Genomic DNA, 21592 nt, shown 5'->3' on the forward strand with positions numbered 1-21592 from the left:
AGCGCCGCTTGCCCCAGCTCGAATCACTCATGCGCCGAGGCTACCTCGACTTTGGCAGCACTTTATGCAACAACGCCGATGTGGTGCCCAATGGGTTGTTGGCCAGCCCTTTTACTTGGCAGTGCCAAATAAAAACACCTAAACAAGCTGCTTGTACAGGCTTCTCTGCTTCCACCGACGGCACCTCGGTTACCTTACCGACCATCCCGGCCAACGGCAAGGTCATGCTGGTGCTCGCCACCCAAGCCCAGCCCAGCGGGTTGCCGCCCATCATTACCAATACCGTCAAGCTGAATCCGCCAGCGGCCAGCGCCGGCCTGTGCAAAGACGGCGATGGGGTAGACCACTGCAGCTCCAGTGCCAGCCTGCCCACCACGGGTGCGTACCTGGGCATCAGCAAAACAGCAGTCTCGCCCGGCCCCTTCTTGGCTGGCGATACGGTCACCTACAAGCTGACGGTGAGCAACGACGGTGCAAGTGCCAACAACAACGTGGTGCTGAGCGACCCGCTGCCCAGCCCACTGTCGGGCGGCCAATGGAGCTGTGCTGTACTGAGCGGAACAGCCACTTGCCCGACTGCCGCCAATAACCAGATCGATGCCAGCGGCAATTTTGTCGGCTTGCCCAGCGGCTTCACTATCGCAGGCAGCTCCAAGCTGGTGTTCACCGTGACAGGCGTCGTCGGCACCGTACCTACCAATGCGCCGCAGACCACGGTGACCAATACAGCATCTATCACTGGCAGCAGCACCGCCGGCACCATGTGCTGGAACGGCAGCACTGTGTCTGCCTTGCCTTGCAATGCATCGGCGGATGTGACTCTGCTGCCCCAAATGGCGGTGACTCTGAGCAAAACGGTGTTGCCAGCAGAAACTGCCAAGGTCTACCAGAACGACAGCTTGGCTTATACGGTCAGCATTACAAACAGCGGCCCTCGCGCTACCTCGGGCAAGCTCAGCGACGCATGGCCGACAACAGGCTTGGGCGCCGCAAGCAATCAGCTTTGCACCTTGAGCAACACGGCGGGCACTACCAACGTGACGCCATGCCTGCCCACTACCTCTATCACCTTGCAACCAGGCGATAAGCTCACCTACACCGCCAACGGCGTTGTAACGGGCGCAGCTGGCACCACCATCACCAACACGGCGACCTGGACGCCTGATGACCTGACGCATACCAGTTGCACCAACAAGACGGCAACAGTAACTGGCGCTTGCTCCGACTCTGTCACCAATACAGTGTCTGACACGATGGCGGTGACGCTCACCAAAACAGCTACGCCAATGGGCGGCACCACGGCCGCGCCAGGCTCGGTGTATGCCGGAGGCACGATTGCTTACGTTGTCACTGTTACCAACACCACGGGCAAACCAGCGACCTCGGGCCAACTGAGCGATGTCTGGCCCACCGGTCTGGGTGCTGCCAGCAGCGTCTCTTGCGTGCAAAGCAATGGAGGAACGGCGGTAGCAACGCAGCCCATGAGCTGCTTTGATCCGGTAACGCTGCAGCCCGGAGATGTGCTCACCTACAAGGCCACGGGCCTGGTGGCTACGACAGCGGCCATTGGCACTGTCTACACCAACAAGGCGACCTGGACGCCGGCGGACACAGCCCACACCACCTGCAACGGCGCCAACGCGGCGTGCTCGGCCGATGTGAGCCACAAGGTCTCGGACACCATGGCGGTGACGCTCACCAAGACAGCTACGCCAATGGGCGGCGCAACAGCGCCTGGCGGCACGGTCTATACCGGCAGCACGATTGACTATGTGGTCACCGTGACCAACGTCACCGGCAAGCCAGCGACTTCGGGCAAGCTCAGCGATCCCTGGCCAGCAGGTTTGGGCGCGGCCAGCAATGTCTCGTGCGAACTCAAGGACGCTGGCGGCACGGCGATCACGCCAGCGCCGGCCAACTGCCTCGACCCTGCCGCGTCGATCACCTTGCAGCCGGGCTATGTGCTCACCTACAAGGCCAGCGGTGTAGTGACCGCCGCCATGGGTACCAGCATCACCAACACGGCCACCTGGACGCCAGATGATCTGGTGCACACCGCTTGCAACGGCACGTTCAACGCCGCTTGCTCGGTGCCCGTGGTTCACACCGTCTCGGACACGATGGCGGTGACGCTCACCAAAACAGCTACGCCAGCGGGCGGCACCACGGCCGCGCCAGGCTCGGTGTACGCCGGAGGCACGATTGCTTACGTTGTCACTGTTACCAACACCACCGGCAAGCCTGCCACCTCGGGCCAACTGAGCGATGTCTGGCCCACCGGCCTGGGCGCTGCCAGCAGCATCTCTTGCGTGCAAAGCAATGGTGGAACGCCGGTAGCAACGCAGCCCGCGAGCTGCTTTGATCCGGTAACGCTGCAGCCCGGAGATGTGCTCACCTACAAGGCCACGGGCCTGGTGGCTACGACAGCGGCTGTTGGCACCATCTACACCAACACGGCGACTTGGACGCCGACGGATACTGTCCACACCACCTGCAATGGCGCCAACGCGGCGTGCTCGGCCGATGTGAGCCACAAGGTCTCGGACACCATGGCGGTGACGCTTACCAAGACAGCTACGCCCGTCAATGGCAGCACGGTCTATGCAGGCAGCACCATCGACTACGTGGTCACGGTCACCAACGTCACCGGCAAGCCAGCCACCTCGGGCAAGCTGAGCGACGTATGGCCGACTGCAGCGCTGGGCGCGCCCACGGGTGCTACCTGCGAACTCAAGGATGCGGGCGGCACGGCGATTACGCCAGCACCGGCTGACTGCCTGGACCCAACTGCGTCCATCAGCCTGCTGCCCGGCTACGTGCTCACCTACAAGGCACGTGGCACGGTGGTGAACCCTGCACCAGCGGGCGCCATCACCAACACGGCGACTTGGACGCCTGATGATCTGGTGCACACCGCTTGCAATGGCACGCTCAATGCCGCCTGCTCGGCAAGCGTGAACCACAACGGTTCGGCACCGATGGAAATGACGCTGACCAAAACCGCTGTGGTGGATACCGGCACGGTCTATACGGGCAGCGTCATCACCTACACCGTCAAGGTCAGCAATGCCACGGGCAAACCAGTGACCTCGGGCAAACTCGCTGACACTTGGCCGACGGCCGAAGTCGGCGCGCCCACTGCTGTCACCTGCGTGCAGACCAACGCCAGCAACGCCCCGGTGGCACCGCAGCCCGCAAGCTGCTTTGACCCGGTAACGCTGCAGCCAGGCGATGTACTCACCTACACCGCCAAAGGTACGGTCACGGCAGCAGCAGGCACCCCCATCACCAACACGGCGGCCTGGACGCCTGAGGATGCAGTCCACACCACCTGCACCAGCATCGGCGCCAACTGCACGGCAGCGGTAACGCACACCGTCTCGGACACCATGGCAGTGACGCTGACCAAGACCGCAACGCCAGCGGGCGGCACGGTCTACGCCGGCAACACCATCGACTACGTGGTCACGGTCACCAACGTCACCGGCAAGCCAGCCACCTCGGGCAAGCTGAGCGACGTATGGCCGACTGCAGCGCTGGGCGCGCCCACGGGTGCTACCTGCGAACTCAAGGATGCGGGCGGCACGGCGATTACGCCAGCACCGGCTGACTGCCTGGACCCAACTGCGTCCATCAGCCTGCTGCCCGGCTACGTGCTCACCTACAAGGCACGTGGCACGGTGGTGAACCCTGCACCAGCGGGCGCCATCACCAACACGGCGACTTGGACGCCTGATGATCTGGTGCACACCGCTTGCAATGGCACGCTCAATGCCGCCTGCTCGGCAAGCGTGAACCACAACGGTTCGGCACCGATGGAAATGACGCTGACCAAAACCGCTGTGGTGGATACCGGCACGGTCTATACGGGCAGCGTCATCACCTACACCGTCAAGGTCAGCAATGCCACGGGCAAACCAGTGACCTCGGGCAAACTCGCTGACACTTGGCCGACGGCCGAAGTCGGCGCGCCCACTGCTGTCACCTGCGTGCAGACCAACGCCAGCAACGCCCCGGTGGCACCGCAGCCCGCAAGCTGCTTTGACCCGGTAACGCTGCAGCCAGGCGATGTACTCACCTACACCGCCAAAGGTACGGTCACGGCAGCAGCAGGCACCCCCATCACCAACACGGCGGCCTGGACGCCTGAGGATGCAGTCCACACCACCTGCACCAGCATCGGCGCCAACTGCACGGCAGCGGTAACGCACACCGTCTCGGACACCATGGCAGTGACGCTGACCAAGACCGCAACGCCAGCGGGCGGCACGGTCTACGCCGGCAACACCATCGACTACGTGGTCACGGTCACCAACGTCACCGGCAAGCCAGCCACCTCGGGCAAGCTGAGCGACGTGTGGCCGACTGCAGCGCTGGGCGCGCCTTCGGGTGCTACTTGCGAGTTGAAGGATGGCAATGGCGTGGCGGTCACTCCCGCTCCCACCGACTGTCTGGACCCAACTACGTCGATCAGCTTGCTGCCCGGCCATGTGCTCACCTACAAGGCACGTGGCACGGTAGTGAGCCCGGCACCAGCGGGCGCCATCACCAACACCGCTACCTGGACGCCTGATGACACGGCGCATACCACCTGCACGAGCAATAACGTCACGGTGACGGGTGCTTGCTCGGCCACGGTCAGCCACAATGGCTCGGCACCAATGACGGTGACGATTGCCAAAACGGCAACGCCAGCCGATGGCAGCACGGTCTTGCCTGGTAGCACGATCGACTATGTGGTGACGGTGACCAATACCAGCGCGCAGGCAGCAACCTCGGGCAAGCTCAGCGACGTGTGGCCCACTGCTGCGCTGGGTGCGCCTATGGCCGCTACTTGCGAGTTGAAGGATGGCAATGGCGCGGCAGTCACGCCAGCGCCGGCCAACTGCCTCGATCAGACTGCATCCATCAGCCTGCTGCCCGGCCATGTTCTCACTTATAAGGCTCGTGGCACGGTGGTGAGCCCGGCACCGGCAACCATTGCCAATACGGCAACCTGGGTGCCCGATGACACGGCGCACACCACCTGCACCAGCACGGGCGCCAACTGCTCGGCCACTGTGAACCACAAGGGACTGACACCGATGACGGTGACGCTGACCAAATCGGCTACGCCCGCCGATGGCAGCGCGGTCTTGCCTGGCAGCACGATCGACTATGTGGTGACGGTGACCAACACCAGCGCTCAGGCGGCGACCTCGGGCAAGCTCAGCGATGCGTGGCCCACTGCTGCGCTGGGTGCACCTATGGGTGCTATTTGCGAGTTGAAGGATGGCAACGGTGCGGCAGTAACGCCTGCACCTGGCAACTGTCTGGACGCAGCGATCAGCCTGCAGCCTGGCTACGTGCTCACCTATAAGGCACGTGGCACGGTGGTGAGCCCGGCACCGGCAGCCATTGCCAACACGGCGACCTGGGTGCCCGATGATGCAACGCACACCACCTGCACCAGCACGGGCGCCAACTGCTCGGCCACCGTGAGCCACAAGGGCTCGGCCAAGCCACCAGTGCTGGCTGTCAGCAACCGCGCCGATCCGGACACCGTAGCCCCAGGCGGCACCACCACCTTCACGGTGGTGGCAACCAACAACTCGGGCTCGGCCATTACGGATGGCGTGCTGACCACCGACGGTCCGGCCAACATCACCTTGGGCACCTGGGCTTGCACGGCGGCCAGCGGCGGCGCGGTCTGCCCACGCTCGGCAGTCGTTGCCAAGGCCGGTGGTCCGCTCAACCTGACGGGTGTGAACCTGCCCGTAGGCGGCTCGCTCACCTACACGGCCACGGGCACGACGGCCAGCACGCTCAAGGACGGTGATTCGGTCACGCTGCTGGCCACGCTGACCTCGGCCACCGCAGGTGTCAACTGCACGGCGGCTACGCCTTGCACGGCACCGGCCACGGTCTATATCAAGGTAGGTGCAGTAGTGGCCGCAGTCACACCCGTGCCAGTGGATGCGCGCTGGATGCTGTTGGCCCTGAGCGTGCTGCTGGGCCTGGCCGCCATCCGCCAGCAGCGCAAGCGCTAAAGCTGCAAAGCCCAACGCCATAGCAAAGGGAGCCCTCGCGGCTCCCTTTGTATTTGCTGCGCCCGCGCCGCAGCATTGATGGGTTCTATGCCCTGTTTTGGAGCAGGCCTCCGCGCGTCAGAGAGCCAGGGAAATTGGTAACTATTTATGTTTAATACATTAAATATTTCAATCTGATTTTGTTTTTGCTTTGCAGGGAAAAAGCCTGTGGCTAAGCTGGCCAGTTCTAGCCCTGGAACCTGGCTTTTCACAGAAAGGAGTTGCTCGATGCCCAAGCATGACCATCCCCATTCGAACTGGCGCCGCCTGGCCTTGCTCGGCGCGGTTGGCAGTTTGCTAGCTGGCCAGGCCCTGGCAGCACCTGACGCCAGCCTGCCCACGCTCAGCTGCGGCGCCGCGCCCTATATTTTCAATACAGGTTCCAATGCGGCAGGCACTGCCAAGTTGGCCTACGGCAGCACCGACACCCGTTGGCAGCTGGCCTATGTGGCAGACACCACGCTCAGTGGCGCGGCCTTGCCTGCTGCGTTGAGCTGGCAGCCAGCCGTAGCCACATCGCCAGGCCCGCCCAATCCGCCCAACTGGCCTGCAGACTATGCCGATGCGGCCTGGATCAGCGCCGATGCCAATACCGATCCTTCTGGAGGCAATGCCAACGGGCATCTGGGCTCGCTGTTCTACCAAACGCGCTTCAATCTGCCCGCCGACGTACAGGCCGACCAGTTTGTCGCCAAGCTGCTGGTGAATGCGGACGATGCGATCCGCCAGGTCTACGTGAACGGCCAGCCGCTGAACCCGGCGCCCTACGATTTGATTGCCCCCTTCACCCAACCGGGGGTGCCGCTGTCGCTGACCCAACACTGGAAAGCCGGCGATGTGAACACCATCGTCATCCAGACCGTCAACACCATCACCTACCACGGCCTGTTGGCGCAGGCATCGGCCAGCGGCCCATGCACGGTCGTCCCGCCCGGACCTGGCGGCAAGGCTGCCAGCATTCCGGTGGACGCTGGCTGGATGCTGCTGGGCCTGACTTTGCTGCTGGCTTTGATGGCCGCTTGGTACCAGCGCAAACAAGGCTGATGCCGGGCACGCTGGCGGCGGGAACCTGCCAACCAGCAGATAGCAAAAAGGGAGCCCTCGCGGCTCCCTTGGTTTTGTTTGCGTTGGTAGCGGTAGCGGGGTGTAGCTTACAAACCCAGCTTCTTGGCCACATAGTCCGCGTCTTTGTCGCCGCGACCTGAGAGGTTGACGAGGATGTTCACCTCCTTGCCCAGCGTGGGCGCGGTGCGCATGGCCCAGGCCACCGCGTGCGAGCTTTCCAGCGCGGGGATGATGCCTTCCACGCGCGACAGCGTCATGAAGGCCTTGAGCGTTTCTGCGTCGTCCACCGCCTGGTAATCGACGCGGCCAATGTCTTTGAGGTAGCTGTGCTGCGGACCGACGCCGGGGTAATCGAGGCCCGAGGCAATGCTGTGCACGGCGGCGGGCGTGCCGTCGGCGTTCTCCAGCACATAGCACTTCATGCCGTGGATCTCGCCGGGCTTGCCGACGCTCAGCGTGGCCGCGTGCTTGCCTGGTTTGTCGATGCCTTCACCAGCGGGCTCTACGCCTACGAGCTTGACGCTGGCATCGCCCAGAAAAGCGGTGAAGATGCCCATGGCGTTGGAGCCGCCGCCCACGCAGGCGGCCACGTAATCGGGCAGCTTGCCGTGTTTTTGCTGGAACTGCTCACGCGCCTCGCGGCCGACGATGGACTGGAAATCGCGCACCATCTTGGGGAAGGGGTGCGGGCCGACAACCGAACCAATCGCGTAGAGGAAGTTGCTGGGGTCCTTCAAATACTCTTCAAAAGCGCTGTCCACCGCGTCTTTGAGCGTGGCCTGGCCGCGCGTCACCGGCACCAGCTTGCAGCCCAGAATGCGCATCTTGGTGACGTTGGGGTGCTCTTTTTCGATATCGACCTGGCCCATGTGGATCTCACAAGGAATGCCCACCAACGCGCAGGCCGTGGCCAGCGCCACGCCGTGCTGGCCGGCACCGGTTTCGGCGATCACCTTGGTTTTGCCCATGAACTTGGCCAGCAGCGCTTCGCCCAGGCAGTGGTTGATTTTGTGCGCGCCGGTGTGGTTGAGGTCTTCGCGCTTCAAGTGAATTTGCGCGCCGCCGAGTTGGGCCGACAGGCGCTTGGCGTGGAACACCGGGCTGGGCCGGCCTACGTAGTCTTGGAAGAGCTGCTGCAGCTCGTCCTGAAAATCCTGGCGCTGCACGATCTGGTCGTAGGCGGCCGAGATGTCGTCCATGGCTTTTTTCAGATGCGGGGGTACCAGCTGGCCGCCGTAAGGGCCAAAAAAGCCATCGGCGTCGGGCATGGCGGCGAATGGTGTTGTTGTCATTGCAAAGGTCTCCATCAGTCAAAGTTGCAGCCTGCGTTGATACCACACGCGCCTGTCCCACAGCTTGCAGGTTTTCCCGGTGCCACAATACGCGCCATGAAAGCCAGTGCCGCACGCGACATTCTTTTTGCCCACGCCATCGATACCGCCGCCCCCAACGAGGCGCTGCCCGACGCCGCCCGGCGCGAGGCCATCACGCAAGACGTGCTGCACAGCCTGGGCAAACCGGCTACCAGCGGCAAGGCCGGCCAGGCGGCGTTCGTGCAGTTCTTGCAGGCGCGGGCGGTGCGCATCATCCAGGCCAGCCAGTTGCCGGCCGATGTACGCCAGTTGTGGCAGCACGCGCCCGGCCTGGCGCGCTGGCTGCCGCTGGTCATCATGCTGGCAGCGCTGGTGGCGGGCTTTGTGAGCCACCGCATTACCGATCCGCACCGGGTCGATCTGCTGTCGCTGTCGCTGATCGGCATCGTGGTGTGGAACCTGTTGGTCTACGCCTGGTTGCTGCTGCATGGCGCGTGGCGTTTGGCCAAGCCGCAGCACCGCGCCATGGTGCCCTTGCAGCCGACGCAAGGCGAAGCCAATACGGCTGCTGCAGCTGCAGAGGGCTCGCCCGGTTTTCTGCAGCGTTTGCGCGGCAAAGCCATGCCGGCCTTGCGTGGCAGCGGCCTGCGCAAAATGGCGCTTACTTTTGAGCGCAACTGGTGGCAGGCCAGCCAGCCTGTGCGCCATGCGCAGTGGTTGCTGTGGCTGCATCTGGGCGCCGCGCTCATGGCGCTGGGCGCGTTGGCCTCGCTGTGGCTGACCGGGCTCACCAAGGAATACCAACTGGGTTGGGAGAGCACATTCCTCTCTGCGCCCCAGGTGCAGCAGTGGCTCAACAGCTTGTTTGCGCCGGTGCAGTGGCTGGGCCTGGTGCCGCGTTGGGAGCTGGGCGAGATTCAGTCGCTGCAAGGCTGGGTGACGCAAGCGCATTTGCGTGCAGCGCCTGCCGGTGGCGCATCGGCTGCTGAGCGCTGGGTGCTGGCTTATACGCTGTTGTTGGCTGTGCTGGTGATTGCGCCGCGCTTGCTGTTGGCGCTGTGGCAAGCCGTACGTTGGCGTTGGCAAGCGAGCCATGTGCAATTGCCGCTGAATCAGGCTTACTTTGCCCAGCTGCAACGCGATTTTGGTGGCCTTGCCACGCATCTGGTGGTGCAGCCTTACAGCATGGACATGACGCCTGAGCGCAAGGCTGCGATAGAGCAGTACAGCACCGCGCAATACGGCGCAGGCGCCAGCATTGAATGGCGCGCCACGCTGGCTTATGGTGCGGCGCTGCCAGAGTTTGAAGTAGCAGCGCCTGCGCAACCGGTAGCGCTGATTAACCTGGCCGCCACGCCCGAGGCCGAGATCCACGGCGAGCTGCTGGCCCAGCTGCGCCGCCGCTATGGTGCGCAAGCCCAGCTCTGGTTGTGGACCAGCGATTTTGCCCAGCGCAACGCCGGCGCGCCCCGCCGCACGCAAGAGCGCACTGCGCTGTGGCAAGAGTTTGCCCAGCAGTACGGCTTTAGCGTCCACCTGGTAGGCGCCGCCAGCGCCTGAAGGAACAGCCAACCCTATGACTGCAGAAACCTCTAAGCCCGTTGTCACCGCAGCCGATGCCGTCACCACCGTAGCAGCAGACGGCCCCAACGACCAGAGCATTCAATGGTGCTTGCTCTCGCACACCAACATCGGCAAAACCAGCCTGGCGCGCACCTTGCTGGCTGACGATATTGGCGAGATTCAGGATGCGGCCCACGTCACCGCGCAATCGCAGCGCTACCTGCTGCAGCGCACCGAGCAGGGCGACGAGCTGTGGCTGTGGGACACGCCGGGGTTTGGCGATTCGCTGCGGCTCTACAACCGGCTCAAGCAGCAGGGCAACCCGCTGGGCTGGTTTTTGTCGAACGTATGGGACCGCTGGCGTGACAAACCTTTCTACATGAGCCAGCGCGCCTTGCTGGCCGCGCGCGACCATGCCGATGTCATGCTCTACCTGGTGAACGCGGCCGAAGACCCGGCCGACGCCGGTTACTGGGCCAGCGAAATGCGCATTCTGCAGTGGATGGACAAGCCCGTGCTGGTGCTGCTCAACCAGATTGGCAGTGACACCAGCGCCGAGCAGACCGCTGCCGATCTGCAGCGTTGGCGCAAAGCCACCACAGAGTTTGCTGGCACCGTGCGCTCGGTACAGGTGCTCGATGCTTTTACCCGCAGCTGGTGGCACGAGAAGCAGGTTTTGCAATCCATAGCGCCGCTGTTGCCCACGGCCAAATTGCCCGCTTACCAGCGTCTGCTGCAAGCGCGCAGCACGCAACAACAGCAGCGCGAAAGTGCCAGCCTGCAAGCCCTGGCCGAGCAATTGCTGCAGGCCGCTACCGCGCAGGAAACCGTGGAAGCGGAAGACGGCAAGCTCTTGCAGCGCGCCTGGAGCAAGCTCAGCAGCAGCGTCAGCCAGGCGGTGCGCGGTGCGGGCAGCGCAGGCGAAGAGAAGATCAGTCCACAGCAAGCCGCCGCCATGCAGCGTTTGACCCAAGCCTTGCAACAGGCCGACGTAGCCAGCACGCAGCGCTTGCTGCAGCTGCACCAGCTCGACGGCCAGGCCGCCAGCCAGATCCAGCAGCAGCTCAAAGACCAGCTGAAAATCAGCACGCCGCTCGACACCAAAGCCGCCACCTTGTGGGGCGCCGTAACAGCTGGTGCAGCTACCGGTTTGGGTGCCGACATGGTGGCCGGCGGCATGACCTTGGGCGCCGGTGCACTGGTGGGCGCCTTGGTAGGCGCAGTCACCTTTGCCGGCGCTGCCTGGGGCGCCAACCAGGTGTTCGACCAAAAGGCGCAGCAGTTTCGCCTGTCGCCCGATTACCTGAGTGCACTGGCCAGCCAGCAGTTGCTCAAATACCTGGTGATCTCGCACTTTGGCCGGGGCCGAGGCCGCTACACCAGCCCCAGCGCGCCCGCCTTGTGGAACAGCGCGGTGCAAAGCGCCATCCAGGCCCGCACCGCCGATTGGCAAGCACTGTGGGCCACCTTGGCTGCAGCACCGTCCCCCTTGAGCGAAGCCAGCCACGACGCGCATCTGCAAAGCTTGCAATTGCTGCTCGCCGAATGCCTGCAAGCGGCCTTGCGCCAGCTCTACCCCGATTTAGCGCAAACAAGTGCCAACTGCTAGCCACCGTCTGTCGGCGTGCGCATCAATCTTCATTGAAATTTAAGCGCGCCCGGTGCAGCATGGCGATGCCTTGCGGCCCTGCAACCAGCGGCCCGGCACCTACCGACAACAGGAGCGAGTTATGAGCAAAAAATGGAAAGCTTGGCTGATCTCCGCCGCTTTGTGCGGCAGCACCGTGGCCTTTGCCCAAACCCCGGCAACCGCCACCTCCCCAGCCAGCAAAGCCGCCCCCGCTGCCGCTGCCAAGGCTGCGCCCGCTGCGGCACCAGCAGCCGCGCCGGCCAAAGCCGCTGCAGCTGGCGGTGGCGCTGGCAAAGTCTGGGCCAACGCCGATTCCAAGGTCTACCACTGCCAGGGCGACCGCTACTACGGCACCACCAAAAGCGGCGAGTACCTGACGGTAGCCGACGCCAAAGCCAAGGGCTTCAGCCCCGCCAAGAACAGCAAAAACTGCGCGAAATAAAGCACAGCGGGTGACGGGCCGTAACGGCTTTCGTCACTAAGCTCTGCCAGTTTTGTAATACGCCCTGGGCTTAGGCTTCAGGGCGTTTTTTATGGGTGGGAGCGCTCCAGTTACCCCTGGTTGCGCAGCGCCAAAGCGCGCTGCGCCGCCGGGCGCTCCATGCAGCGCTGGTGCCAGGCCAGTGCATGAGGCGCGGCGCCGTTGGCGATGGCGGGCAGGCGTTGCAGCACGGCGGCCACGTTCAGGTCGGCCACGCTGAACTGCTCGCCCAGCAGGCAAGGGCGTTGGGCCAGCAGTTGGTCGAGCAGCTGCACCTTGGCTTGCGCTTTGGCGAGGCCTGCGGCAGCCAGTGAGGGTTGGCGTTGCGCCTCGGGCAGAAACTGCGTGTGCTGGAACCATTGGCGTGCGGGTGGTTCGGCCTCGGTGGCGGCCCACAGCGTCCACTGCAAAGCTTGCGCTTGGCCAGCCACGTCGTTGGGCCAGAGCGTGCCTTGGCCGTAGCGCTGGGCCAGGTACAAGGTGATGGCCAGCGATTCGTAGAGCACCAGGCCGTTGTCGTCGATGATCGGCACCTGGCCGTTGGGGTTCATCGACACATATGGCTCTTTTTTGAGCTCGGGCGCCTGGTAGTGCAGCTGGATGTGCTCGTAAGGCAGGCCCAGTTCTTCGGCCGCCCACAGCGGGCGGATGGCTCGCGAGGCAGCAATGCCGTAGATTTTCAAAGTCATAGCAAACAATCTTTTTAAATAGCGCTTTAGCGGATGTTGACGGCCAAGGCCATGCCGTCCTTGCGCGGGTCGGAGGCGCCGCAGAGCCGGCCATCGGGCAAGCGCAGAATGCATTGCGCACCGCCAAAATCGCTGCGCCCGCCCAGCTCGCCTTCGCCGCTGGGTTCCAGGTAGCCGGCGGCGCGCAGGGCGGTGCTCACCTCGGCCGGCGTGCCGCTTTCGATGGCCAACACGCGCTTGCCTTCCAGCCGCCAGCGCGGTTGGTTGAGCGCAGCTTGCGGCGCTTCGCCATCGGCCAGCATGCGACTGAGCAGCTGCACCTGGCCTTGCGGTTGCATGGCGCCGCCCACCACGCCGATGACAGCCAGAAACTGGCCGTTTTTCGTGACCGCGCCTGGCACCACCGTGTGGTACGGGCGTTTGCCGGGCGTCGGCCCGTTGATGTGGCCGGGCTCGGCAAAGCCATGGCCACGGTTTTGCAGCACAAAGCCGCCTGCCGCCACGGCAAAGCCGGAGCCAAAGCGTTTGAAGACGCTGCTCATCAAGGTGATGGCAAATCCATCAGCGTCGACCACGGTGGTGCAGACGGTGTTGCCCGCCGGGTCGGCCACGGTTTTTTTGGCGTGCTCCATGGCCGCTTCCATGGCTTGCACCATGCGCACAGCTTGTTCGCCCGCGTTGTTGGGCACGGCCTGGTTTTCCAGTGCCTGCAAGGCGTGGAGCACGGCCACGCCGTGGGTGTTGGGCGGACATTCGTGCACTATGCAGCCGTGGAATTCAGTGCTCACCGGCGTGCAGAACTCGCCCCGGTGCGCTGCAAAATCGGCAGCAGCCAGCACACCGCCATGGCGTTGCATGGCTTGCTCGGCAGCTTGCGGAATACGGCCTTGGTAGAAGGCGCTGGGGCCTTGTGCGGCAATCTCGCCCAGCAGTTGCGCCAAAGCCGGGTTGCGAAAAATCTCGCCCGCCTTCGGTGGCTGGCTGGCCTGGTACAGAGTGGCGCTGTCCGGGTCTTTGGCAATCACTTTTTGGAACAGCGCCCATTCGCGGGCCGCCACCGGCGCTACGGCAAAGCCGGCGCTAGCAACGGCTATGGCATCGGCAAACAGGCTGGCCCAGGGGCGCTTGCCAAAGCGCTGATGCAGATCCCACCAGCCTTGCACGGCGCCCGGCGTGGTGACGGACAAAGGATGGCGCTCGGGGATTTTGTGCTGCGGCAGCGCCTGTACCATCTCGGCCGTCAAGGCCTGTGGTGCACGGCCGGTGCCGTTGTAGCTGATTGCTGCCAGGCCGGGCGGCACCAGCATGGCGAGCAGATCGCCGCCAATGCCAGTGGCCATGGGCTCGACCACGCCGAGCACGGCGTCGGCGGCAATGGCCGCATCGACCGCCGAGCCGCCGGCCAGCAACTGGGCCTGGGCGGCGCGGGCGGCCAGCGGGTGGCCAGTGGCCACCATGGCCTGGGTGCCGGTGACGCCGAGCAACTGGTCATCCACCATCGCATCAACCCCACAGAGCCACGGCGGTCAGCACCGCAGCAATCAAGCCCAGAATCACGGGAATCAGGAGGGCGCGCGCCACCTCCAGCACGTTGACCCGCGCAAAGCCGGCCACGGCGATCAGTGACGACCAGGCGATCAGCGTGCCACCGCCGGTCCAGACTGCGCCCATCTGGCCCAGGGCTGCCAGCGCGGACACATCCATGCCCGAGGCGGGGCCCAGCGCGCCGGCCAAGGTGCCTGTCAGAGGCAGGCCGGAGAAGCCGGAGCCGTCGATACCGGTGATCATGCCCATGATCAGCACGCCAAACGAGACCAGCAGCTTGCTGTCGGGGATCAGGTGCTGGCCGGCCTGCACCAGCTCGAACAACAGATTGGGTACGGCGGCGCCGGGAGCGATGCCCAGGATCGGGCCGGCGGTTTCGCCCGAGCCGATGAAGAAGAAGCCGGCAATCGGCAGCACTGAGCCCATGGCCTTGAAGGCGAAGACAAAGCCGTCGGTAACATGGTCGGCGGCGCCGTCGAGCATCTTGCGAAAGCCCTGGGCGGCCGTAGTGGCCCAGATCATCAGCAGTGCTGCCACGCCGCCGATCAACATGGCGGCGTCGCCGCCTTTCAGATCGGGGGCACCAGCGATGAACTTGGGGCCGAGCATGACCAGAATCACCAACAAGAACGCCAGCGGCGTCACGACGGCAAACAGCTTGGAGGCGCCTTCGAGGCTCTTGGTCTTTTTCAAGGCGGCTTCCAGCTCGGAGTTGGTGCCCAGGTCTTCGTCGTGCGCAGTGCCACGAGCGATCTCGGCCTTGTCATAGGTGGCGGCGCCTTCGATCTGTGCGTTGATGCCGACGGGGTTGAGCTCCCAGCGCTCCAGCAAAGCATTGTTACCCGGCACGATGAGCTTGCGAATCTTGAGGTACGACAGGAACAGCGCGATCATGCCGACCACCCAGGACAGCAGAAGTGCCTTGTCGCCCACCGCCACGGCGCTGATGCCGCCGGCGGCCTTGGCGCTGATGCCGGGCGCTACGCCAATCACGTAGTCGGACGACAGCGCCATGCCTTGGCCCGCAATCGCAATCGCCATGGCACCGGCAATGGGGGGCAGACCTGCGGCAATGGCTGCTGGCAGCAGCACGGCGGCCACCAGGGGTACGGCCGGCGTGGGCCAGAAGAACAGCGAGATCAGATAGGTGACCAGGGCCAGGATGAAGTAGGCGGCATGGCCGTTCTTCATCACCGCCCGAAAAGGCTTGACCATGCGGATGTCCGAGCCCAGGTCTTTGAGCGAATTGAGCAGCGCCGTCATTAGCGCAATGATCAGGAAGATATTGAACAACTCCTTGGCTGCCGCCATGCTGGCACTGAATATGCTTCCAATGCCGGTGATGACGCTGCCGCTATAGGCGAAGGCCACCACGATGGTGGCGATGAGTGATGGCACCACCACGTTCGCCCGGAACGCCATGGTGAGAATGATGACCAGCACCCCGGCCAGGTAGGCCCAGTGCGCGGGGCCTATAGAGATTGACGCATCCATCGTGGCTACTCCTTGGAATGATTTAACAGCCGCCTTGTATACTAAATACACAAATGCAAAAAATCATCAGGGAATACCAGAAATACTGCGCTGCAACATGCAATATACCCAGGTTAAATAGATGTCATTCGCATTTTTCGTATACAAAAATGGGGGGCTCAGAAAATGTTGCCTTTTCTCCGAAGGCGGAAAGGCGCACTTTGTGTCTTGTATCGATAGCTGAAATCTCTTGAAAATCCCTATGAATACGGGGTTTCGGCTGGAATGGAGGGCAGGTATGAATAGCGTAGGGTTATTGATTTGGCGTCAAGGTATGGATTGGTACATTGGATACACTAGGGTAACTACCAAGACAAGCGCATATGAGGTGCGTTCCCAAGACACTTGCCTTATGAAACCAGCTACTCTCTCCGCAACCTCCCCCGAAGCCGCCATGCAGGTGCTCACTGCCGTGGTCCAGCCTGTATTGCCCGCCTCGTTGGGCTGGCTCTCGCGACTGGAGAGCGCCGTTGTCGCCTGGCAGGCCAAGCGCCTGGCCGAGATGCCGGCCGAGCGCCTGTGGGCCCAAGCCATGCAAGACACCCGCTCGTTCGCCGAGATCCGCCGCGCAGGCCGTTGATCGCGCTTTTACAGGCTTATTTGTATACAAAACGGTGGTAATCGGGCTGCCGGTGATCTGACCACACCTCTGGGCGGAATGTCGCGCAAGCTGCTGAATCTTCGTCAAAGCGGGGCGACTGTTGTATCCAGAAGGTGTTGGGGCGTCGCCTAGGCATGTAAACTGGTGCGCGACTTCTGCCTACGTGTGCAGCCTGCGCGGCCGGTGTATCCTGCGGACCGCCCTGGCGCTAGTGCACTGGCCGGCCCTTACCGGGGCCTGCGACGGGCAGGGGAACACCCAGAATCGATCGGACCGACTTTCATGCCCATTGCCAACGGAGACAAAAAACCTGCACTCAACCACTCGCCGCTGACCCAGCAGCTGGTGGAGGCTTTGCGCGAGAAAATCATGTCGGGCGAGCTGGCCTCGGGCGAGCGCCTGGTGGAAGAACGACTGTCGGAAGAGTTTTCGGTATCGCGCATGCCCGTGCGCGAGGCGTTGCGCCAGCTGGCTGCCAGCGGGCTGGTGATCATCGAGCCGCGCCGCGGTGCCTCGGTGGCACAGTTTCACGGCGATCTGCTGCGCGAACTGGTCGAGGTGCGCGCCACGCTGGAAGCGCTCAATGCCCGCCTGGCCGCCAAGCGCCACGATCCGGTACAGATTGCCGCCTTGGAGGCCTTGCTGGCCGAGGGCGTGAAAAACGCGCATTCGGGCGATGCCGAAGTGCTGGCCGATCTGAACCAGAAGTTCCACGGTGCCCTGGGCAAGGTGGCCGCCAATTCGGTGCTGCAAGAGGTAATGCTCTCGCTGCGCGATCGTACTGCCGTGTTGTTTGCCCAACGCAGCCGTGAACGTGCGCCGCAAAATTGGGAAGAGCACGCTGCCATTTTGCGCGCCGTGATCAAGGGCGATCCAGAGCTGGCTGGTCTGCTGGCGGCGCGCCACATCTATAACGCCGCAGGCATTGAGCCCTGATGAAGCTGGGCGCTGGCCGGTTGAATAAGCTGGCCTCACCAAGCGCTCACGCAAACACCAACAGCCGCATGCCGCGGCTGTTTTGTTGTGTGCTGCGGCGGCGTGCCCAGTCCGCGCAATCTGCAGGTAATCCGCCCGCGCCCTTATCAGCTGCTTTGCTGCAGGTGGTTCTGGTAGGCCAAGCCGGCCAGTGCAATATCTTCCAAACCCACGCCGACGGCCTTGTACAGCGTGATGTTCTGCGCCGCTGCGGCTTGCGGGCGCTGGGCCGGCAGTTGGCCGCTGACCAGCTCGCCCAGCTCTACCACTTTTTGCGCCACATTCAGGCCCGGCGATGCCAACACCAGGTCGCCTGCTTCTTGCAAGGCTTGCTTTCTCCATTCCACGGCCACGACCGAAGCGCGTGCCAGCGCTGCGTCGTCCAGCTCGCGGGTGTGCGGCAGGCTGGAGCCGATGGCCGCCACAAATGCGCCTGGCTTGATGCGCTCGCCAGCAAACAAGGGCTCTTTGGAGCGCGAGGCGGTGACGATGATGTCGGCCTCGGCCACGCCGTCGGTGTTGTCCACGCGCTGCACGCTGGCGCCGGTCAGCTGCGTCAGGCGCTCTGCCAGATCGGCGCTGGCATACGGGTCGAACACCTGGATGCTCTCCAGGCCAAAGCGCCGCACCATTTGCTGTGCATGGGCCAGGCCTTGCACGCCTGCGCCGCACAAGAACAGGCGCTTGGCTTGCGCGGGCGCCAGGTATTCCGCTGCCAGCACTGTGGTGGCAGCCGTGCGCAAACGGGTGATGGCGTTGGCCTCCATGGTGGCCAGCGGCGCGCCGGTTTGGGTGGAGAACAGCAAGATCACAAAATTGAACTGGCCGTTGATGGTCGTGTAGACCTTGGCCCCGGTCACCCCCAGATCGGGGATGACGGCCCCCAGGGTGGAGAGTTTTACGCCTCCGGCGTCGGTGCGCTCGCGCGCCTGCATGGCCGCCTCGCCCCGGCCGAAAGCGGAGAAGGCGAGGCGCATGGAATGTAAAGCCTGGTCAGCGGACACCAAACGGTCCACCATCGAATCGGTGATATGCAGCATGGAAATGGAACCTCGAAGTGGTTTAGGGGAGCTTTAGCGGTGTGACGAAATGGTGGCCAGCGCTGGCGTGGAGAGTTTTCGTTTTGGGGTGGCGATATGACCGCGCAGGCTTTGTTGCGGGGGCTTGCCGTACAGGCGTACTGTCTGCGCCCCCGACGTCGCGCCTGCGCGGCCATCTCGCCATTGCGGTGGTTGGTTCATGGGCCCGCTACGCTGCTTAGGTGGTGTTGGGATACCAATACCGTATAGCGTCTTCTCGTGGTGGACTGTTTACAGCCATACCTTGAGCAAGATAATGCAGGCGCTGATGGCGGCGGTGCCCAGCAGCCATTGGCGGATGGCGGCTTTGGAGACGTGGCGCGCCAGGCGGTTGGAGGCGAAAAAGCCCACCAGCATCCAAGGCAGCAGCACTACAAAGTACAGCCACTCCTGCGCGCCCATCTTGCCGACCCAGGCCAGCGCGGCGATGGAGACGATGGTGCCGGCAAAGAACACCACGCCCAGCGTTGAGCGCATGGTGGGCGGTGCCAGGTGTTGCATGGCAATGGCAAAGGGCGGGCCGCCAGCGGCGGTGATGGTGCCCATGATGCCGCTGGCCACGCCGGCGATCGACAGATTGGCCGTGGTGGGCCGAACGCGCCAGCCCACGGTGCTGAGCGTGACGGCCAGCAAGATCAGCACGGCAAACAAGATGGAAAGCGCATTGGCGCTCACCAGCACGAGCAGGCCGGTGGCGGCGAAAGTGCCAATCACGCGGCCCACCAAGGTGGCTGCGGCGACCTTGCCGTTGAGTGCCTCACGTTCGCGCAAATAGGCCAGCAAGGCCAGTGGCGCGCCCACTGCCAGCAGCGGGCCGGGCACCAGCTCGGGGAAGAAGATGGCCGCCAGCGGCGCGCAGAACATGGCGTAACCCAGGCCGCCCACGCCTTGCATGGCGGCACCGGCCAGTACCATCAGCCCCATGGTCAGGTAGCGGCCGGCGCTCAGGTGTTCGGCAAAGCTGGCCCAGGCGCCCATCATGCGGGCACGGCCCAGCTGACGCTGATGTCGCCGTTGACAAAGGTCTGGCAGGCCAGGCGGTGGCCTTCGGCAAACTGCTCTTCCGTGAAGTGCTTGCGCTCCTTGGCCTTGATGGTGTCGGTGTTGGCCAGGCCTTCAACGATCTTGCATTTGCAGGTGCCGCACAGGCCGCCGCCGCATTTGAAGGGAATGCCGCCTTTTTCGCGCAGCGAGACGCGCAGCAGGTTGCTGTTGTCGGGCGCTTGTACGGCTTTGTTGTCGTTGGTGACGAAGGTAATCGTGGGCATGGGAATCGGCTCCAGAGTTCAGGCCGCAGCTGCAGCGGCAGGCAAGGCGACGGGCACCAGCTTGGCGTCCAGCGAGCCGAAATTGCACAGGTGCTGCAGCTCCTGGTGGGCTTGCGCCAGCGTGTCAAAGCGCTCCAGAAACTTGGAGGGCACGCGGTTGACCGTGCCCGAGGCGTCTTCTTCCACCACCTGCACCTTGGTTTCGCGCAGCAGCTTGCCGATCAGAAACTGGGCCTGCAGGCGGCCGTAGAACAGGTAATCCCAGGCTTCGAGCAGTTCGATGTCGGCGCTGGGCACGGTACGGTATTGGCCGGGTTTACTGGTGAGAATCACAAACATGGGTGGGCTTTCTGTATCGGGTAGGGCGGCGCTCAGGCGCCGGGTGTTGCTGGGGTGGCTGCGCTGGCGGTGTCGGTAGCAGTGGGCAGTTGCTCCAGCTCTAGGTCGTGCTCCAGCCACAGCTGGCAGGCCAGGCGGTAGCCCTGTTCCAGGCGGTCGCCGAGCTGCTTTTTCTCTTTCCAGTTGGGTGGTGGCAGGTTTTCGCCGCCGGCAATGATCTTGCAGGCGCAGGTGGCGCATTTGCCCATGCCGCACTGGTAGGCCAGGTGCGGGTACGGGTACTGCTTGATGCCGGCGCGCACCACCAGGTTGGAGCCAGCCTTGACCTCGTCTTGGTAGGTCTGGCCGTTCTTGTGAAACGTGATCAGGGGCATGTGGGGTCCTCGGTGGCTAGTTATGAATACTGTATACAAATAATCGTGTCAACCGGAATTAGGGATTACGCGAGGTGTTTGCGCGTTGCCTGAGATGGTCTGGCGGGTGTTGTTAATGCTGGAGGCATTCAGAAGGAGGAGCAGAGGGGAAAGCGTGAATCTCTCGGTGACTGGCCTCAGTGTGGAGCGATGGGTTTCAGGGAAACTACCGATTCAGAAAATGGCTGGATGCGTTGACGCAGTATGTTGTATACAGTATTCTAACTCTCGTCGCTTGGCTCTGCTTGCCTCAGCGACGTACCGATCACCTACTGAGGAAGCACCATGACCAACAAACTGATGAACCGCGACGAATTCCGCGCCGCATTGGAAAACGCCATCAAAGGCAAGAGCGCCAACAAGGCCCCGTTCAGCGTGGCCTGGGCCACCGGCCGCCTGAGCCGTGCCCACTTGGCTCGCTGGGCCGAGAACCACTACCACTACGTCGGCCCTTTTGCTGACTACCTGGGTTACTTGTATGCCCGCACGCCAGCGCACATGGTCGAAGCGAAGGACTTTTTGCTGGCCAACATGTACGAAGAGGAAATCGGCGGCGACCGCCACACCGATCTGCTGATCCGCTTTGCCGAGGCCTGCGGCACCACCAAGGAGCGCGTGATTGATCCTGACAACATGTCGCCCACGACGCGCGGCCTGCAAGCCTGGTGCTACAGCGTGGCCATGCGCGAAGACCCTGTGGTGGCCGTTGCCGGCCTGGTGGTGGGCCTGGAGTCGCAAGTGCCCTCCATCTACCGCAAGCAGACCCCGACGCTGCGCGAGAAGTACGGTTTCACCGACGAGGAAGTCGAGTTCTTCGATCTGCACATCGTCTCGGACGAAATCCACGGCGAGCGTGGCTACCAGATCGTGCTGGAGCACGCCAACACGCCCGAGCTGCAAGCCCAGTGCCTGAAGATTTGCGAAATCGGCGCGCAAATGCGTCTGCTGTACACGACCGCGCTCTACCACGACTACGTGGCGCAAGACCTGAACATTCCCATGGAAGAACTGCTGGCCGCTTAAAGCGCCA

The 21592-nt window shown here is 63.4% G+C and carries 17 protein-coding genes; 8 read left to right on the top strand and 9 right to left on the bottom strand.

Annotated features, from left to right (window positions below; all coding sequences use genetic code 11):
• The first annotated feature begins 29 nt into the window (after window positions 1-29).
• Complete coding sequence (locus ACFIQF_RS21870) at window positions 30-6029, top strand: hypothetical protein (RefSeq protein WP_393945768.1); 6000 nt, start codon at window positions 30-32, stop codon at window positions 6027-6029.
• Between the two features lie 267 nt (window positions 6030-6296).
• Window positions 6297-7112 (top strand): hypothetical protein, encoded by an 816-nt coding sequence (locus tag ACFIQF_RS21875; RefSeq protein ID WP_393945769.1) that lies wholly within the window; start codon window positions 6297-6299, stop codon window positions 7110-7112.
• Window positions 7113-7219: 107 nt separating this feature from the next.
• Here the strand turns inward: ACFIQF_RS21875 and trpB are convergent, their stop codons facing one another.
• A complete protein-coding gene (gene trpB, locus ACFIQF_RS21880; protein WP_393945770.1) occupies window positions 7220-8425 on the bottom strand; it encodes a tryptophan synthase subunit beta in 1206 nt (401 codons plus the stop codon).
• Window positions 8426-8521: 96 nt separating this feature from the next.
• Between trpB and ACFIQF_RS21885 the strand changes: the two genes are divergently transcribed.
• From ACFIQF_RS21885 to ACFIQF_RS21895, 3 genes are all read left to right on the top strand, one after another.
• Window positions 8522-10006 carry a DUF2868 domain-containing protein gene (locus ACFIQF_RS21885; RefSeq protein ID WP_393945771.1) on the top strand — a complete coding sequence of 495 codons (1485 nt, stop codon included), beginning with the start codon at window positions 8522-8524 and terminating at the stop codon, window positions 10004-10006.
• Window positions 10007-10022: 16 nt separating this feature from the next.
• A complete protein-coding gene (locus ACFIQF_RS21890) occupies window positions 10023-11618 on the top strand; it encodes a DUF3482 domain-containing protein (RefSeq protein WP_393945772.1) in 1596 nt (531 codons plus the stop codon).
• Window positions 11619-11739: 121 nt separating this feature from the next.
• Window positions 11740-12081 (top strand): sunset domain-containing protein, encoded by a 342-nt coding sequence (locus ACFIQF_RS21895; RefSeq protein ID WP_393945773.1) that lies wholly within the window; start codon window positions 11740-11742, stop codon window positions 12079-12081.
• 110 nt (window positions 12082-12191) lie between these two features.
• Here ACFIQF_RS21895 and ACFIQF_RS21900 read toward each other — a convergent pair whose 3' ends face one another.
• The 3 genes from ACFIQF_RS21900 to ACFIQF_RS21910 are packed head-to-tail and all read right to left on the bottom strand — an operon-like array spanning window position 12192 to window position 15848.
• Window positions 12192-12809, bottom strand: coding sequence for a glutathione S-transferase family protein (locus tag ACFIQF_RS21900; RefSeq protein WP_393945774.1), 618 nt, complete (start codon window positions 12807-12809; stop codon window positions 12192-12194).
• 26 nt (window positions 12810-12835) lie between these two features.
• Window positions 12836-14308 (bottom strand): gamma-glutamyltransferase family protein, encoded by a 1473-nt coding sequence (locus ACFIQF_RS21905; RefSeq protein ID WP_393945775.1) that lies wholly within the window; start codon window positions 14306-14308, stop codon window positions 12836-12838.
• Between the two features lie 4 nt (window positions 14309-14312).
• Complete coding sequence (locus tag ACFIQF_RS21910) at window positions 14313-15848, bottom strand: hypothetical protein (protein ID WP_393945776.1); 1536 nt, start codon at window positions 15846-15848, stop codon at window positions 14313-14315.
• Window positions 15849-16239: 391 nt separating this feature from the next.
• Between ACFIQF_RS21910 and ACFIQF_RS21915 the strand changes: the two genes are divergently transcribed.
• Together ACFIQF_RS21915 and ACFIQF_RS21920 are read left to right on the top strand one after the other, a co-directional pair.
• A complete protein-coding gene (locus ACFIQF_RS21915) occupies window positions 16240-16467 on the top strand; it encodes a hypothetical protein (protein ID WP_393945777.1) in 228 nt (75 codons plus the stop codon).
• Between the two features lie 303 nt (window positions 16468-16770).
• Entirely contained in the window at window positions 16771-17424 is a 654-nt protein-coding gene (locus ACFIQF_RS21920) for a GntR family transcriptional regulator (protein WP_393945778.1), read from the top strand.
• Window positions 17425-17570: 146 nt separating this feature from the next.
• Here the strand turns inward: ACFIQF_RS21920 and ACFIQF_RS21925 are convergent, their stop codons facing one another.
• From ACFIQF_RS21925 to ACFIQF_RS21945, 5 genes are all read right to left on the bottom strand, one after another.
• A complete protein-coding gene (locus ACFIQF_RS21925) occupies window positions 17571-18503 on the bottom strand; it encodes an ornithine cyclodeaminase family protein (protein WP_393945779.1) in 933 nt (310 codons plus the stop codon).
• A 270-nt stretch (window positions 18504-18773) separates the two neighbouring features.
• Window positions 18774-19523, bottom strand: a complete 750-nt coding sequence (locus ACFIQF_RS21930; protein ID WP_393945780.1) for a sulfite exporter TauE/SafE family protein — start codon at window positions 19521-19523, stop codon at window positions 18774-18776.
• On the bottom strand, window positions 19520-19810 hold the full coding sequence (locus ACFIQF_RS21935; protein ID WP_393945781.1) for a 2Fe-2S iron-sulfur cluster-binding protein: 291 nt from the start codon (window positions 19808-19810) through the stop codon (window positions 19520-19522). The genes ACFIQF_RS21930 and ACFIQF_RS21935 overlap by 4 nt, the downstream gene beginning before the upstream one ends.
• A gap of 18 nt (window positions 19811-19828) precedes the next feature.
• Window positions 19829-20149, bottom strand: a complete 321-nt coding sequence (locus tag ACFIQF_RS21940; protein ID WP_393945782.1) for a ferredoxin — start codon at window positions 20147-20149, stop codon at window positions 19829-19831.
• A 32-nt stretch (window positions 20150-20181) separates the two neighbouring features.
• Window positions 20182-20523 carry a 2Fe-2S iron-sulfur cluster-binding protein gene (locus ACFIQF_RS21945; protein WP_393945784.1) on the bottom strand — a complete coding sequence of 114 codons (342 nt, stop codon included), beginning with the start codon at window positions 20521-20523 and terminating at the stop codon, window positions 20182-20184.
• A gap of 324 nt (window positions 20524-20847) precedes the next feature.
• Between ACFIQF_RS21945 and ACFIQF_RS21950 the strand changes: the two genes are divergently transcribed.
• On the top strand, window positions 20848-21585 hold the full coding sequence (locus ACFIQF_RS21950) for an iron-containing redox enzyme family protein (protein WP_393945785.1): 738 nt from the start codon (window positions 20848-20850) through the stop codon (window positions 21583-21585).
• The last annotated feature ends 7 nt before the right edge of the window (window positions 21586-21592 follow it).

It is taken from the genome of Comamonas trifloxystrobinivorans, from assembly GCF_043359985.1.
GTDB classification, from domain to species: Bacteria; Pseudomonadota; Gammaproteobacteria; order Burkholderiales; family Burkholderiaceae_C; genus Comamonas; species Comamonas trifloxystrobinivorans.